Here is a 16632-nt window from a genome sequence, read left to right as displayed (position 1 = left end):
TCCTATTGCAAGGGAAAGTTTTTTTTAAGCACTGCAAAAAGAGCTTGGGCGGCGCATGAAGCAAAAACACTGCACGCAAGTAAAATAACAGAAGAAACGCTTTTTGTTGCAAACAGCATAAGTATTTGCGGGCATAAAACAATCAAAATTGTTTTTGCAATATCGTTTACCGAAGGGTTTGAACAACAAAAAGGATTTAATGTTATAGTATTATACTTTTGGCGCATACGGATGTTCCTTGTAATTTGATACGGTTTGGTGTAAGGGTAAGCGCGCAGGACATGCCGCATTGCACAAAGCGCAGTTGTCGCACAAATGTGCGGATAAAAGTATTTCGTCCGGCAATACCGTATTATTTATCCGGTGGTCAAATATGCGGTCGGGCTGTATTCCCATCGGACATACCGAGCGGCAAAAACCGCAATTTATGCACTGTGTTGTGCGCAAATCGGGTATACTGTCTGAAGACAATAAAGTAAGCGTTTTTAAATACTTGGTAACCGGCATATCCAAGTCCGCAACGGCGGTTCCCTGTATAAGACCGTTTACAATTATTTTGGAAGGAACGCTTTCGCAGCCGCCGCATTCTTCTACCAGCCGGCGAAGCGGCGTGCCTATTTTAACTTTGAACATTTTACTTTCGTGCAGCGCCGAACCGTTTACTTCAACTATCGTATCCAAAAGCGGCAGCGAAAAACGCAAGCACCGGTATGCGGCGGCTGCGGTGTTACTGTCTATAAAAAGGGAAATGTGCGCTTGCGTGTTTTTAAAAAAATCGGCGGCATGTTTTGCAGTCAGTTTTTGCAAAACCTGTTCCGAGCCGGCAGGATAGCGCTCTTTGTTTGTTTTTATAAAAAAATAAGGCAAACCGAAAAAAAGGCGGTCGGTTTGTACAGCATCGGGTATTCTAAAGCTTTTAGGGTCATAAAAAAAAACGACAGCGTTTGCTTTAAGCGAGCGAGCGCACAATAAAGCGCCTTCAAAAACTTCTTTTGTAAAAAACTCCGTTACAAAACTGTCCACAGAACAGCTCGGATCGGCGTCAAATAAGCGCACCCCCAAAACCGGTGATTTTTGCGTATCCCGTCCAAGCGTTGCAGCCAATGACGTATTGTCAAACGTATTGATAATACCGGCTTCTTTAATTTGCGAAACAATACTGTAAGGCGAACGTTTTTGTAAAAAAGCAATATCCGTTTCTCCGGCAGCGGTTTTTCCTTCAAAAGCAAAAGAACCTTCCAAGCGTATGACGGTAGACTCGGCAAGTGTTCCGTCGTACAGTGTACAACTTTTAACAGCGCAAACGGTTCCCGGTATGGGCGAATGAACCGGCACCGTATCTGAAAAGCCTGAAGCGATAAGCTGCCCTTCCGTTACCCTATCTCCTTCTTTTACCAACAAATGAGATTGACTTCCATTTTGTTCTGCAAAAATCGTTATTAAAGACGGTATAAAAGCGGAATGAAGATATCGGTAATCGTAACGCTGAAATTCAAAATTTTCTTTTTTGTCGCTCATGCTATATGCGCCTCTTTATTGCAAAACCGATAATAATCGATAGTATATATGCAAATGCTGCAAAGGTAAAGACAAGGGAAAGTTTACCGCCTTTTGCACTGTCGGCGCGTATGTAAAGCGTGCGCATAAAACCTCTTTGAGCGGCTAAAAGCCTTTGTATACCGAAAGCCTTATCCGCTGCAGCGCCGTTTGTACTGTTTGCAGTATTCGCACTATCCGCAGCATTTGCATTCCGTGCGGCGTCAACCGTTTTTTGTATAAACTCTTCGTCAAACACTTGTGCGCTGAGCATTTTTTTTTCAAGTTTTTCGCCGCTTTTTATATAGTCGCTAAAGTTTACCCGTTCGCCGAATTCGGGGAGTTTAAAACCTGCATCAGCTTTTTCCAACCGGCGGAACGGATAGGTTTGCGTATACCACGAAGCGTGTATAAAATCGGTTAAATCGGGCAGCCGGTTTTTTACTTCGTATTTTAAAACCGCTTTGTACGAAGCTGCAGAAAAATCTTTTTGTACCGTATGAACTGCCGGAGCGGGAAGATATAAACCTGCCTTTGTATTTTTTGCCGATGCATGGGCGGGAGTATGTATGCCGCTTGCCGCACAGAGGCAAAACACTGCCGCGCATATTGCAGGAAGCAGCGCAAAGCGCAAATTAAAAACATCCGAAGTTTGTACCGTCCGTGCGGAAAAAATCGGAACGGGGTTAAAACTTTTTTTGTTCCGCTGCAACTTTTCGGTTTTTAATAAAATGTATATCAAGGCGGAGCATGCAGTGCAAGAAGTACACAAAAGCAAAAACGAACGCAAGCCCAATAAAACGGCGGACACGGGTAAAAACACAAAGGGAATAAGTAAAACAAAGCGGTACTTTATTGCTTCAAAAAAATATCTTCGCTGCCATAATTTTTGTATACCGAACAAAGAGTACAAGCACATACACACAAAAGATGCCGTTTGGTACAGCGGTACGGCAGCCGCATAGCATACAAGAGGAAAAACCGCGCATAAAAAAAACAAACGATTTTTTGCAAAAAAAATAAAGTATGCGCATACAACACATAAAGCTATAGGAATTATCCACGGCATTGAATACGGCGCATCGATTCCCCACAGTACGTGTATGCGCTGCAATGCGGCTGCCGCTTTTGTTTTATACCGCTGCGGTATGTAGTACAAATTAAACAAATCGTTTTTATCCGAAAAAAAGAGCGTTTGCAAATCGTTGTAAGAAAAATTGTCGTATAGTGCCGTATGCTGTACCGGTGCCATAACCGGAAGCGGCGGAAAGGGATTGTGCAGGGGCGAAACTATGCCGGTAATGCCTGCTTGACTAAGCGTGCGGTTTACTTCGTCAGCGCTTAGCGTTTTATCAACGTATATGACATTATAACCGTCCCATATTTTGAATGAAGGGCTTAGGCGGAAAAAAAACAAAATGCATATACACACAAAAAAAAGTATTGCTGAAGTAAAAACAAGCGTCTTTGATTTCATCGGACTATCGCTGTTACAATACCGAAAAAGCGGCTCCGATAAATAAACCGAGCAAGCAGCCTACAAAAACTTCCAGTGGTTTATGACCGTGCACCTCTTTTACCGCTTGAAATTCTATAATATTTTTTTTATGCAGCTCTTTTCCCACTTCATTAAGCGTGCGCGCTTGTAAACCGCTTGCGCGGCGTACTCCCAGCGCATCGCGTATGACTACTAAAGTAAAACAACACGCTAAAACAAAAATGTCGGAATTAACTCCGGAACGGAAACCTATAGAAGCCGACATAGCACACACTAAAGCCGAATGGCTTGAAGGCATACCGCCGGTACGCCAAAAAAGGAGTGCAATGAGTTCTTTAAAATCAGAGACTTTTCCGGTTAAAAGCTGAATAACCGTTTTTATAAACTGTGCGGAAAGCCAACTGAACAGTGCTGAAAGAAAAACGGGGTTAGTCAGTAAAAAATACAGTTGTTTCCGAACGGTAAAAAACATACCGATTATTTTACCCGTATACCGACTTTTGTCTAGTAGGCAAAAAAAACAATGAACGCTATACTTTTTGTATGCAGTTTATGCGTTTTTTTGCGGAAAAAGATGATCAAAACCGCAGGCTCGACCGTGTGCTCCGCAAATTCCTTTTGCAGCATCCGCTGCCCCTTTTATACAAAAGCATAAGAAACGGTTTTATCCGCGTAAACGATAAAAAAACAAGTGCCGATTACCGCGTGCAAAGCGGCGATTGCATTGCAATTGAACAATATCTTTACCAAAACGGAGCCGAAAGCAAAAAATTACAAACGCCGACTGACGGCGTATACAACGCGCTTTGCGCTCCGGTATTACAGGACGTTTTTAAAAACGAACACATCCGCATTATAAATAAACCCTACGGTATTCCCGTACACGGCGCACACGGCTGTCAAGCTTTGGACAGTATCGTACAAAACGACTATAGGCTGGAGTGCCGCACAAAAGAAAAAGCACAAGCTCTTTCTTTTACCCCCGGTCCCCTGCACCGCCTCGACCGCAGAACAACCGGTTTGCTTGCATTTTCACAAAGTTTAAAAGGGGCGCAATGGTTTTCGCAAGCTCTTAAAGATAAAAAAATAAAAAAAGAATACCTTGCTCTTTTGTGCGGCACGCTGCACACGAGCGCCGTGTGGGAACATAGGCTTGATGTGCGCAAAAAAAACGCTTTACACAATAACAATTTAGCAAGCGAGTTTTCCGCAAACACTTTAAGCTCTTCTTCAGCGCGAACATCAAAAGCATTTAAAACCGTTAACGTTATGCCGCTTGAGCATGCAAACGCCGGCGCGTATGCACGCACCGAGGTGTACCCCATCGCATCCGCTGCAGTATCTTCAAACGTAGCGCCGCCAAACACAGTGCAGCAAAAACCGCGCTCATCCGAATCCGCTCATGCATTTTCCGTTACCTTTGCTAAAATACGCATAAGTACCGGACGCACCCACCAAATACGAGCTCAAGCGGCATTTTGCGGCTTTCCCCTTTTAGGCGATACCGCTTACGGTGCGCCGGCATTTACTTTTCCGTTCGGCGCCGAACAAAACGCTCAATCGCTTTTTTTACATGCGCACAAGCTGTGCTTTCCTGCCGGCAACCCCTTGGGACTGCCAAGCTCACTCAGCGCGCCGCTTCCCGTTTTTTTTGCGCAATGCGTACAAACTCTCTTGAGTGATGTTAAGCTTTTGCCGTATACTGACGCTAATGAAACTGTTCGATGAAGTTTTAGCTTTATTTAAAGGTATAACGGTTTTTGCACTTGTCGGCGCAAGCGGCACGGGAAAAAGTTTTCGCGCAAAACTTTTGGCGCAAAAATACGATATAAATGCAATCATAGACGACGGTTTACTTATACAAGACGATAAAATTCTTGCAGGACATTCGGCTAAGCGCGAAAAAACGTTTTTAGCGGCGGTGCGCGCAGCAGTGTTCGATGACAAAGAACACCGTGATCAAATAGCGCGTGCGCTGAAAAAGCAAAGCATAAAACGTTTGCTTATTTTGGGAACATCTGAAAAAATGGTGCAAAAAATCGCCATGCGTTTACAGCTTCCGCCGCCTTCAAAAATTATAAAAATCGAAGATATTGCGACACAAGACGAAATCGATTTTGCAATCCGCTCGCGTCACATAGAAGGCAAACATGTTATACCGGTACCGGCATTGGAAATAAAACGAAGCTATCCACAAATATTTTACGACGCCATACGGGTAAAACTTGCGCGAAAAGAAAAAATATCGGGCAATAATACAAAAGTATACGAAAAATCGGTAGTCCGTCCGGAATTTTCCAAAAAAGGCAGAGTTACCATTTCCGAAGCCGCTCTTACGCAAATGGTTATGCACTGCGTAAGCGAATTCGATTCGGAAATTAAAATAAAAAAATTAACGATAAAAACCGATGCTCACGGATACAAATTGATTATCACTACCGACGTACCTTTCGGAACGCAGCTTGCCGGTAAAATTCACAATTTGCAAAAATACGTTATAGAAAATTTGGAACGCTACACGGGAATTTTAATTGAAAGCGTAAACATTATCGTAGATAAAATATCGCGCACGTAAACGCTAAGCGCTCGAGCCTTAACACGCACACTCTTTTATTTTGTGTTTTTATTTTTTTTAGCTTTAGGAGCACGCACCGGTACGCCGCGCTCTTTTAAACAAAAGCGGACGGCATAATCAAGTTCGGAGCGTTGCGGATTCATAGGCAGCACAAAAGAGCGGCATTGCTGCCATGTTAAAGCGTACAGCTCTCCGGCTTCGGTTTTTTCTTCAATTTCTTTTTTCCAATCGGTTAAACTACCCATGAAGTCGCGTATAAGGTATACCAATTTTTTCCCTAACCGCGCTTCCGGTTCGGTGCGCTGCAAGGCGTCCAATTCGGCAAGGCTTGCAAAATAAGAAGCCGCAAAGTCTTTTTTTTCATATATCAGCGCCGCCGCATTCGGCTGTAAATAAATATACAAACCGGTGTCCAAAGCTTGTTTTACAATAACTTGCGAACAGCCGGAACTAATGATTTTTATAAGTTCTTCGGTTAAGCGCGAAGGAGATACGGGCGACAAAAGCGAAACCGAAGATTGTATTTTATGCTTTAAAGTGCGCGGCATAGTAAATCCGGTTGACGCCGCATATTTTACCGCGCGGATCATTCGCACCGGATCTTCGGTAAAAATATGGGTAAGCGGAATAACCGGTACTAATTTGTGCATGCGTATGTCTTTAACGCCGCCGACATAATCTATAATATAATTTTTTAACGGATCGTAGTACAGCGCATTTAAGGTAAAATCGCGGCGGTGCACGTCTTCATCAATCGTTCCGAATGCATTACCCGTAGTACCTCCGGCAATGGAGCGGAATGTGGTTACTTCAAAAATTTTAGGTCCGAAAAACACGTGTACTATACGAAAGCGTTTTCCTATGATATAAGAACTGCGGAAAATTTTTTTTATGTGCGACGGTGTTGCATCGGTAACCAAATCAAAATCTTTCGGTTTTTTTTGCAGTAAAAGATCACGTACGGCTCCTCCGACAATATAAGCTTCGTAGCCGTAACTTTTGAGCCGTAGAATTGTTTGCAAAGCATCGGGATCTATATCTTTTTTTTTGATACAGTGTTCCGTTTCCGTATAAATAACGGCAGCTTTAACCGGTTTACCGTTTTTATCGGAGGTATATCGAAATAGCACCGTTAGATAATAGAGCAAACAAGCGCTCGTGGTCAAGTAGAGCGCTTGCGTTCGGCGGCTTAACGATGCTGTGTTATCCAGTTTAAAACGGCGTTTTGAACTTCTTCGTAATTCGTTTCGTTGAGCATTTCGTGCCGCCCTTCAGGATAATAAATTTCGCTTACATCTCCCATACCGTTTGCACGGTATTGCGCGGCAAGACGTTTGATTGTAGCAGTATAACTTCCGACAGGGTCTGCAGTACCTGCAATAAACAGCAGCGGCAGTTTTTTTGAAATACCTGCAATATTTTTTTTATTGTGAATGCGGTACAAGCCGCCGGTTAAATCGCAAAAAAAACTTGCCGTGCACACAAAGCCGCACAAAGGGTCGTCGATATATGCTTGCACTTGTGCTGTATCCCGCGACAGCCAATCGGATTCGGTTTTTGCGTTTTTTATTTTTTTAAGATACGAACCGAAGCTCAGGTTATGTAATAAGCTTGACCGATAACGCGCGCCCTTACACTTTTTTACCAAAACTGCAATTGCATGACCCGATGCGGCAAGCAATCGGCGCGGTCCTGCAGTTCCCGATAAAACACAGCCGGCAATATCGCCGGAAAATCTTTCTATAAATCCTTGAGACACAAAAGAGCCGAACGAGTGACCGAATAAAAATACCCGTGCTGTAGGATAATCGCCGCGGGCAACAGCAATTACTCTGCGAAGATCAAGGACAACATGGTCAAATCCGTTTTTTTCGGCTAAAAAGCCGATGTCGTTTTGCGTTTGCGCCGTTTGTCCGTGCCCACGTTGGTCATATGCGTAAAAAGCTATACCGTGTTCGCATAAAAAACGGGCAAAGCGTTCGTAGCGGCGCGCGTGTTCTGCCATACCGTGGCACAATACAACAACAGCATTTATTTGCCCTTCTTTCGGCGCGTATGTGTGTAAGGCAAGCCGTACACCGTCTTCGGTTTGAATAAAGCTTGTGTTTGTCATCATTTCAGCCATTGTTCTTCCCCTTGCAGCTTATCTTAAGCCGCGTTATACTTTAATGTGTGTATACCATTATATCACAAAAAATGGTTTTCGGCGGTAATTGCATTTCAAAAATAGACGGAAAAACCGTATTTTATGAGGGCGCGCTTCCCGGTGAAACCGTAAACATAGAGATTGTCAATTCAAAAAAAGACTACGATACGGCACGAGTGCTGCAAGTGCTTACGCCGAGCGCACACAGACAAAAGCCTTTTTGTCCTGTGTACGGTATATGCGGCGGCTGTAATTTCCAATATGCCGATTACGAATTGCAAGTACAATTAAAAAAACAAATTGTTGAAGATCTGATAACTCGCACGCTCGGCGAACACGCACGATCGGTACCGCAAATACAGTGCGTATCAGCGCAGCCGACCGAGTACCGAAGCCGCTTTCAGTTTTATAAAGGCGGTTTAAAGCGGCGGAACTCACACGATGCCGTTACGCTTGACGACTGCCCTTGTGCGGTACCGGCTATCCGAAACTTACTGCAAAGCAAGCGTGTACAGTTAAGCACAACGCAGCGCCTTTGCGTTTTTGCCGACGAGCGCTTGCTTGCTGATAACACGCGTCAAGCCGGAAAGCTTGTTGCGTGCAGTACGGATACAAATTCGCGCTGCGTTGTGCAGCTGGCAGGTAAAACTCTATGTTTTGACGTAAACGGATTTTTTCAGTCGAACTTGCCCATGCTCGAAAAAACGCTTGCACTTATCGGCGAAGGTTTGCACGGAAAGCATTTATTGGATATGTACGGCGGAACAGGGGTACTGTCGCTTTTTGCCGCCGAACGGTTTGACAAAGTGAGTATCGTGGAGTTAAGCGCAATTTCATCTTCTTATGCAAAAGAAAATTATAAACTAAACGGCATTACGGCGGCACCTGAAGTGTACATGCTTTCCGGCAAAAACTGGGTGCGCAGTACAAAAGCAAAAAACGCATGCTTTGATGCGCTTATAATAGATCCGCCCAGAACGGGCATAGAAAAAGAAGTGCTCGAATTTATATGCGCTAAAAAGCCGCCCCTTATCCGCTCTCTTTCGTGCGACCCTGCAACACATGCACGGGATGCAAAGCGTTTACTGCAAGCCGGCTATATTATGGAAAAACTGTATATGCTGGATTTTTATCCGCAAACGTCGCATATAGAAACACTGGCATTTTTTAAATTAAAAAAGGAAAACTAAAGTATGAAAAGTATTATTAAAACGGTATTTTTGCTTTTGTGCACATGCGCTTGTGCCGCTTTTGTTTATGCTGCCGAGCCTGCTGCCGGTTCACAAAATGAAACAGGTCAAAATACGTGGCAAGCGGTTTTAGGCGGAGAAGCGGTAAGCGCCCCAAAACGTACAAGCTACGGTTTTGTCGCCGTAAGCGAAGGTCGTATTTTAACCGCATGTACGGGAAGCGGCACGGTTATTTGGAGACGTCGGCTGCAGGACATGCCTTCAAAATGGTTTTCCGTTACCGACCAAAACTTTGTATATACGGTATCTTCTGCAGGAAAAAAACTGTCGCTGTACAGCCCCGACGGCATTTTGCTTTGGCAAACCGTTCCCAAAGAAAGCATTGTAAGCGATCCTTTGCAAGGCCGCGACGGCAGAGTTTTTGTTGCCGGCAAAAATTCGGTAAGCTGTTACGGTTCGAACGGAAAACGCAAATGGATCACCGAACTGCCTGCAGGAAGCGGTTTACCGCTTACTCAGATGAACGACGGCAGCATACTGTACATTCCCTCTTTTACCAAAAACGGAGCGAGCACGGGCATACGCATATCGCCTTACGGAGAACCGATTGAAGAAATCGTATTTACCGGAAAAATCTCGGCAATAGCTTCGCACAGCGAAGGCGTTATATTGGGTTTTGACACGGGAACGGTCGGCTGCGCCGCCGTAGTTAACAATACTACCGAAACATTGTGGTCGCTTAAAACAAAAGATACAAGCGGCACGGCGCAGCGCATTATACCGGGTAAAAGCGGTTTTTGCGTTTTGTATTCGGATTCTAACCTTGCCGAATATTCGTTTAACGACCGCAGCGTACTGTGGACAAAACACGACGGGCAAGTCAAACCGTCGGGTGATTTTTTTGCAGCTTACGATACCGGACGCTATGTATTCGCTTTATCATCGGTAAACGGAACGTATACCGCTTCATACGCATCGCAGGAAAACGAGCGGCAAAAAGGCGGAACGCTTTTGTGGCAAAAAACGGTAAAAAGCGCCGGGCGTTTTCCGCTGGTAACTTCGTCGCTGTACCTTGTGCTGTGCGACAAAAATTGGGTAATATCGGCATATTCACTTGAAAACGACACCGAAGAAAAAAGCGCCGATTTTTTACCCAAGCCGCTTATGCTGCGCTACGGTTCATACGCAAACACAAAAACTGCGCAAGCCGAAAAAAAAGCGCAAGAGGATAAAAAAATAAAAAAAGCTTCGCTTGCGGATATTGCACAAACGCTAAGCGCAGGCGATTACGGCACAAAAGAAAACGTGTACAAAAAACGCATTGTGTCAATATTAAACGATTATAAAGAACAATACGGAAGCAGCGAGCGGTATTTTTCAAACATAGCAGAAAAAACCGCCGTTTTAACGCTTGTAGGATTGCTCGAAAGCACCGAATTCAATTACGTTGTACCGCTGATATTACAAAACGAAAAAGACCCTGCCCTCGCCGCCGCAGCCTTTCGCTGCGCCGCGGCACTGGGAAACGATCCTGACGGACAAATGCTTGAAGCGGTTGAGCGTTTGTACCACCGAAAAAAAACAACGCTTTCTCCGGCTGTCTTAGGCGAATTGGGAGAAGCGGTGTATTACATTTGCCGCTATATGGGACGCCCCGCTTTTACCAAACGCGGTAAAGCCATCCTTGCCGATATGCTGCTTCCCGGAAACGACAGCACGGTTCAAACGCGTGCGCGGGAAATTATGCTGCGCTTTATAGAATTGGAAACTCCGGTTTCGTAAAAGACGATGTATTATAAGCCGTCACGCCGTTACACGCCGTCACACTTACTAGCTTTTTTTACCCTTTTGCGTTATACTATAGCACGCTCGGCTTTTAGTTAGGAGGAAAATATGAAAAGATATACGTCGGTTTTGTGTACACTGTTATTGGCAGTGCAGTTTTTTGCCCCCGCTTTGGAAGTCGATAAAGCGGAACTTGAATCGGCAGGCTCTGCCAATTCAATTGTGTTTATAAACTATTCGGGACCTCATCAAATAATCAATACCATAGACGAAATCCGTAAAATCGGAATCGGTTTGGGAAAAGTAATTGCAAAAAACCTTGAAAAAGAAACAAATGCCGGGCAAACGGCACGCTATTACGTTATTCATGCCGTAGACCCTACAGTTACCGAAAAACTTGATGCCGATATTTTAATTTTGGGCGAAAGAGCCGGTGTAGACCATGTGGACAATTTGCGCCGCATTATCGGTGCGTATTTGGAAACGGCATACGGGTATCCTGCACAAACGGCGCAAACGCTTGCAGTTTTTGTTACCGTGTACAATGCCGTGTACCGCAGCAATATCGATACATTTTATAAAAAATATAAAAACGTGGTTACCAAACATTTGAGCGCCGATAAAGTCGGTTTGTCGGTAAACTATGCCGATTGGCCAGGAAAAACACAAATCGTTATTCCTTTGTCCGACATACGCGGCGGAACAGCAGCGACCGTCGATACCAGCGTTATTTCCGATACAAAAGTTATTGAATCCATGCAAAAAGAACCGGATAAGGGAATAAAAGAGCGTAAAAATATGGTAAGCGTAAAAGAAGCGGAAGCCGACAAAGCGCAAGCAAAAGCCGAAAAAGCGCAAAACCAAGCAACCGAAGCAAAAAAAGAAGCGGCAGTTGAAAAAGAAAAATTAAACGAAGCAAAAAAAGAAGCGGCACTTGCCAAAAAAGAAGCTGAAGCAAAACCTGCAGATAAGCAAGCTCAAAAAAAAGCAGAAGAAGCTGAAAAAAAAGTAATTATACAAGAAGAAAAAACGGCACAAGCGGAGCAAAAAGCCGATGATTTGGAAAAAACTGCTGAAAAAGAGCAAGCGGTTGCGGATAAAAAACAAAACGAAGCACAAAAAGAACGCATAGAAATTGCCAAAGACCAGCAGCAATTAATCCGTGAAAATGCTGCCCTCGACGATGTAATTACCGCAGCTTACGGTCTTAAAATTACCGATGACAGAGAATTGCTTTCCGGTATGGTACTTGTAGATACTAAAACCGGACGGACGGTAAAAGAGTCGCCGGTTACCGTTATACGCAACCGGGTAATATACCCCGAAGGCAAAGATTTTATTGCGGTTGCCGGTAAAACGGGCGGAAACGCTGCCGTTAAATTGGTAAAACTCGACGGCAAAACAATGGAAATAATCGGCGAAACCGCCGAAATACTTGCCGTCAATTCGGTGTTGGTAAAAGAAGGCGCTTTTTACTACGTTATTATCCAAGATGGAAAAAATTATGTTGCCGCAAAATACGGTGCGGACTTAAAACAAGTAGTAAAATCAAACGTACCGGTAAATCCGGCAACTCCTATTACGATAAGCGAATTAGGCATTACGGTTACCGATACATACGGCTTTGCCAAACTTTTAAAAGCCGACAATTTGCAAGGTGTAGAATAAAAAAACTTTGGGTTCGGCGCGCGTATGGATTTAAAAAATCCGGCAGATTTAAAAAAGCCGGCATGGCTTACGGTAAAGTACCGCAGCGGTTCGCTTGAACAAGTTGCAGGTTTAGTGCGGAATTTGTCACTTAATACCGTTTGTACGGAAGCCGCGTGCCCGAACTTAGCCGAGTGTTATAAAAAACGCACTGCCGTATTTATGATACTCGGCAAAAACTGCACCCGAAACTGCAGTTTTTGCAATGTGCAAAGCGGCTGTCCTTCCGCCGTAGACAAAAGCGAACCGCTGCGCGTTGCCCAAGCCGTTCAAAAGCTCAATCTAAAATACGCCGTTATTACCAGTGTAACGCGCGACGACTTACCCGATGAGGGCGCCGCACATTTTGCCGATACGATACGCGCGGTAAAAAATATATGCTGCGGCACAAAACTTGAAGTGCTCATCCCCGATATGCACGCAAAAAAAAATAATTTAGATACTGTGCTTAACGCGGCGCCCGACGTATTAAACCACAATGTAGAAACCGTTCCGCGCTTGTACACCGCCGTCCGTCCGCAAGCCGTATATGAGCGTTCGCTTGAAGTGCTGCGTTACACAAAAAGCTATGCGGCGGCAAATGGAATACCCTTGGTTACTAAAACCGGCATTATGGTTGGCTTGGGCGAAACCGAAGATGAAGTGTATAAAGTTATGGACGATGTACGATCTGCCGGCTGCGATATTATAACCATAGGTCAATATCTTCGTCCCAGCAAACAGCACATCGGCGTTGCAGAATACATAAAACCCGAACAATTTGAAACATACAAAAAAATCGGTATGCAAAAAGGCTTTCGTTACGTTGCAAGCGGACCATTTGTCAGAAGCTCGTACAATGCAGCGGAAGCGCTTATCGGTACGGGGCTTTTGCAATGACATATATAAACTGCAACAGTACCGACCCGTTTTTTAATTTTGCCCTTGAAGAGTATTTTTTAACGCAAAAAGATACACTCGACAATTGTTTGTTTTGGTTTTGGCGCACAACGCCGACCGTTATGGTAGGACGTTTTCAAAACACAAGCGAAGAAATCAATGCAGTCTACGTGCGGGAACACGGCATAAACGTCGTCCGAAGAAATTCGGGTGGCGGCGCCATTTACACCGATGAAGGCGCATGGCAGTTTTCGTTTATCATTAAAAATTACAATGAAAATAACAGCTCTTTTAAATATTTTACACAGCCGGTTATAAAAGTACTTCAGGATATGGGAGTACCTGCCGCTTTCGGAAGCAGAAACGATATAACGGTTAACGGAAAAAAAATTTCGGGAAACGCTCAATATAAAAAACAAACGGCTATGGTGCACCACGGCTCCATTTTGTACAAAACCGATTTAGAAGCTTTAACCGACAGCCTTAAAGTATCGCAAGATAAAATCTTTTCCAAAAGCATAAAGTCGGTGCGAGAGCGTGTTGCAAACATAAGCGAGTTTATGGAAAATCCGCTTACGGTACAAGAGTTTAAAGAACGCATGGTACGCGGTATACTGGGAACAAGCGGAACCGAATACGAATTAACATCGGATGATGCAGCACATATCGAACAGGGCGCCGCTGCCAAATTCCGTACATGGGAATGGAACTACGGCTGCTCGCCCGCTTTCGATATTGAACGGAAAAAAAGATATGCTGCAGGCGGTTTTCAAATACGGCTGCAAATTGCAAACGGCATTATCGTCTCGTGCAGTATATGCGGCGATTTTTTTGAAACGGGAAATATTCCGGTAAGCACCGTAGAAAAAAGCTTGTGCGGCATTCCGTACCGAAAAGCCGACATAGAGCGCACGGTTCACAATAAAAAACTGCACACCGCTTTTTATTTACTCGATGAACGGGATTTAGTCGAAAGCATTATCGATTAAAGCACATCAAAGCACTGCAAATAAAAATACCGCATGTCCTCTACACGCTGTGTTAGCGTCCGAACAATCCCTTTAGCGTTGCCGCCGTATCCTGAATATCGCCTGAGGTTTCAGCTGCCGCACTTTTGAGTACATTTAGCGCGCCTCGTTCTATGCGCTTTTTTATTTCGTTTTTACGCTCTTCAAGTTCGTTTTGCAAACCGGTTAATTCCGTCTGGCGCTTTAATATATTTTTTTCAATAACATTAAAATCGCTTAGCTTTTCGTTAACGCTGCCGGTATATTTTTCAAGCTCTGCTTGAGCCGTTTTAATCGCAGTGCGCTTTATTTGCGTAAGTTCTTCATTTATGCCGTTTTTTAAAGCGTTTTGAAAAACGCTATCCGCATCCGAAACAACATCCACATCGAATTCCAAATCAGCCGATACGGCGGCATTTATTCCCAATTCCATTTTACGTATTGAAGCAAGCGAACGATTATATATGCGCCACACAAACTCAGGTTCGAATGCGCCGGATGATACATCCATATCGGTTATCCGCAACGCGGTTTTTGCGGCAAATCCCCCGGCTTTAAACGCTTCAAAGTCTGAGTGCAACGCTGCCGTACCGTTAAGAGAGGGAATGCCGGGAAGCTGTTCGGTATTTTTCCAAAAAAGTTTATAGCCCGTTCCCTCATATGTCAAATGTATTAAAGGATAGTCCGTTTTTTCTCCCGTATTGACAATTGCGTTAACCGTATGCAGTCTTTCCGTTCCGTTTACGGCTTTTTCATCAAGCTTTGCGCTCAGCGCTGCGGGTTTTCCCCACATATCAGGATCATTTGAAATATCGTTTAATTGAGCTTCAAATCCCGTTCCGCTTGCATATACCCGTTCAATAAGGAACGAAGGATAACGTGAGCCAAACTCGATTGTTCTGCCTTGCAGCCGGTGTAAGGGTGTAGACGAGCGTTTTGTTTTTTTTGTCCTGTCTTTATTTTTACCGTGCGCACTGTTTCGGCTTATTGTTACAAGCGTGTCGACGGCAGTTTGTGCGTAAGGGTAATACTTTCCCAAAATACTGCAAATAACCGAAGTTATACTTTGCGAAATAAGATTTTTGCCGTCGTCCGTTTTAAACGAACGCACTTTATTAATACGTTCGGCAATTACGGACGTATCATATTTAAGCGCATCGGCTGTTTCTTTTGCAAACCGGCGCACGGCTTGTCCGTCTTTTTTTATATCAGAAACAGCGCTTTGAACTTGCTGCGATACGGTTTTTCCGTCTTGCGCGGCACGGTTTAATTCTTCAAAAGCTATTTGCAGTTCGCCGATATTTGTAATTTTTTTATAATCGCGTTCAATCAGCTTTTGCACGCTCTGTGAAAAATCGCTTACCGACTTTTCGAGCTGTTCGGGACGGTTTTCCCAAGTGCTTAAAACGCTTTCTATTTGTTCGCGTGCTTTTTGTGCCACTTGAGGCGAACGCAAATCTTTTTGCGCATCGTCTATAAGCATTTTAGGATCGAATTTTTCAAACACACGGGTTATAGTTTGTTTTGTCGCATCCAGCGCCGTGTCTTTTTTTTGTTCTATAAGCGCGGCAACACTGCCGCTTTTTTTACTGCCGGCTTTTGCCGTGCGCTTACTTTGTTTTTTTTGTTCACGTTTGGAAAGTGCTCCGGAAGTTTGCCGTTCCGTAGCGAAAGCCATGCCGGATACTTCAAGATTTTCACACACAAACCGGCGCTTCAAAAGCTGGGTTAAATTAAAATCGGCTTCTATTTTTTGAGCTTCAAAAATATTTTTCATCGGATTATTTTTGTCGGCAACACGCAGATTTTTCACTGTTAATACCGAATCCAAAATTCCTACGTGTACAAAACCTATTTCGGTTTTTGCTCCTGCCGCATTTTGCAGTACGTGTATTAAAGCGCTTTTTACCAAACTGTCTTTAAAAAGCAACACTACCGCGCACAACGATACTATAAAAATTAAAACAGCGGCTAAAGGAATGAATTTAACGCGTAACCCTTGTTTTTTTATTTGTTTGGCAAGTAATTTTAAGCGTATAAAGTCGGCTTTGTTTAATTCTGTATTTTGCCGAATGCTTTTTTTATTCGGCTGTTTTGAATCGGAGACAAAATATGATGACATAAATTCACGGTCGCCGGCTATGTACAGCTTTTTAAGCAATTTGTTTTCAAGCTGTTTTTCACTGTACGCTTTTTTTAAAAGTGATGGAAGCTTTTTTGCCGTAATTTTTTTATCTGTCGTACTCATATTATGCTCCTTATTTTGTTACCAATGCGCCGTTGCGTTGACATCGGCACGCTGACTAACG

The 16632-nt window shown here is 43.9% G+C and carries 14 protein-coding genes; 7 read left to right on the top strand and 7 right to left on the bottom strand.

The features are described 5' to 3' along the window. Positions 1–2: 2 nt before the first annotated feature. Genes HMPREF9193_RS04775 through HMPREF9193_RS04760 form a run of 4 tightly spaced genes read right to left on the bottom strand, consistent with a single transcriptional unit; the run spans position 3 to position 3506 of the window. On the bottom strand, positions 3–227 hold the full coding sequence (locus tag HMPREF9193_RS04775) for a hypothetical protein (RefSeq protein WP_021686948.1): 225 nt from the start codon (positions 225–227) through the stop codon (positions 3–5). Next, a complete protein-coding gene (locus HMPREF9193_RS04770; protein WP_021686947.1) occupies positions 211–1518 on the bottom strand; it encodes a 4Fe-4S-binding domain protein in 1308 nt (435 codons plus the stop codon). The genes HMPREF9193_RS04775 and HMPREF9193_RS04770 overlap by 17 nt, the downstream gene beginning before the upstream one ends. A 1-nt stretch (position 1519) precedes the next feature. Further along, entirely contained in the window at positions 1520–3013 is a 1494-nt protein-coding gene (locus HMPREF9193_RS04765; RefSeq protein WP_021686946.1) for a hypothetical protein, read from the bottom strand. Between the two features lie 13 nt (positions 3014–3026). Beyond that, positions 3027–3506, bottom strand: a complete 480-nt coding sequence (locus HMPREF9193_RS04760) for a divergent PAP2 family protein (RefSeq protein ID WP_021686945.1) — start codon at positions 3504–3506, stop codon at positions 3027–3029. A gap of 71 nt (positions 3507–3577) precedes the next feature. Between HMPREF9193_RS04760 and HMPREF9193_RS10740 the strand changes: the two genes are divergently transcribed. Together HMPREF9193_RS10740 and HMPREF9193_RS04750 are read left to right on the top strand one after the other, a co-directional pair. Continuing rightward, on the top strand, positions 3578–4762 hold the full coding sequence (locus HMPREF9193_RS10740; RefSeq protein WP_021686944.1) for a pseudouridine synthase: 1185 nt from the start codon (positions 3578–3580) through the stop codon (positions 4760–4762). Beyond that, on the top strand, positions 4746–5609 hold the full coding sequence (locus HMPREF9193_RS04750) for a hypothetical protein (RefSeq protein WP_021686943.1): 864 nt from the start codon (positions 4746–4748) through the stop codon (positions 5607–5609). The genes HMPREF9193_RS10740 and HMPREF9193_RS04750 overlap by 17 nt, the downstream gene beginning before the upstream one ends. A gap of 35 nt (positions 5610–5644) precedes the next feature. Here HMPREF9193_RS04750 and pcnB read toward each other — a convergent pair whose 3' ends face one another. Then, positions 5645–6739 (bottom strand): polynucleotide adenylyltransferase PcnB, encoded by a 1095-nt coding sequence (gene pcnB, locus HMPREF9193_RS04745; protein ID WP_021686942.1) that lies wholly within the window; start codon positions 6737–6739, stop codon positions 5645–5647. A 59-nt stretch (positions 6740–6798) separates the two neighbouring features. Beyond that, a complete protein-coding gene (locus HMPREF9193_RS04740; protein ID WP_021686941.1) occupies positions 6799–7734 on the bottom strand; it encodes an alpha/beta hydrolase in 936 nt (311 codons plus the stop codon). Between the two features lie 47 nt (positions 7735–7781). Here HMPREF9193_RS04740 and HMPREF9193_RS04735 point away from each other — a divergent pair, with 47 nt between their 5' ends. The 5 genes from HMPREF9193_RS04735 (at position 7782) to lplA (ending at position 14305) form a co-directional block, all read left to right on the top strand. Beyond that, on the top strand, positions 7782–8945 hold the full coding sequence (locus HMPREF9193_RS04735; protein ID WP_040847606.1) for a class I SAM-dependent RNA methyltransferase: 1164 nt from the start codon (positions 7782–7784) through the stop codon (positions 8943–8945). Positions 8946–8948: 3 nt separating this feature from the next. Continuing rightward, a complete protein-coding gene (locus HMPREF9193_RS04730) occupies positions 8949–10727 on the top strand; it encodes an outer membrane protein assembly factor BamB family protein (protein WP_021686939.1) in 1779 nt (592 codons plus the stop codon). A gap of 111 nt (positions 10728–10838) precedes the next feature. Continuing rightward, positions 10839–12398 (top strand): P83/100 family protein, encoded by a 1560-nt coding sequence (locus HMPREF9193_RS04725; protein ID WP_021686938.1) that lies wholly within the window; start codon positions 10839–10841, stop codon positions 12396–12398. A 24-nt stretch (positions 12399–12422) separates the two neighbouring features. Continuing rightward, positions 12423–13316, top strand: a complete 894-nt coding sequence (gene lipA / locus HMPREF9193_RS04720) for a lipoyl synthase (protein WP_021686937.1) — start codon at positions 12423–12425, stop codon at positions 13314–13316. Continuing rightward, positions 13313–14305, top strand: a complete 993-nt coding sequence (lplA, locus tag HMPREF9193_RS04715; RefSeq protein WP_021686936.1) for a lipoate--protein ligase — start codon at positions 13313–13315, stop codon at positions 14303–14305. The genes lipA and lplA overlap by 4 nt, the downstream gene beginning before the upstream one ends. A 52-nt stretch (positions 14306–14357) precedes the next feature. Here lplA and HMPREF9193_RS04710 read toward each other — a convergent pair whose 3' ends face one another. Then, a complete protein-coding gene (locus HMPREF9193_RS04710; protein ID WP_021686935.1) occupies positions 14358–16571 on the bottom strand; it encodes a TIGR03545 family protein in 2214 nt (737 codons plus the stop codon). Between the last annotated feature and the right edge of the window lie 61 nt (positions 16572–16632).

It is taken from the genome of Treponema lecithinolyticum ATCC 700332, assembly GCA_000468055.1.
Classification (GTDB): Bacteria; Spirochaetota; Spirochaetia; order Treponematales; family Treponemataceae; genus Treponema_C; species Treponema_C lecithinolyticum.
The sequence above is the reverse complement of the archived record's forward strand: the minus strand, read 5'-3'. Positions and strand labels throughout refer to the sequence as shown.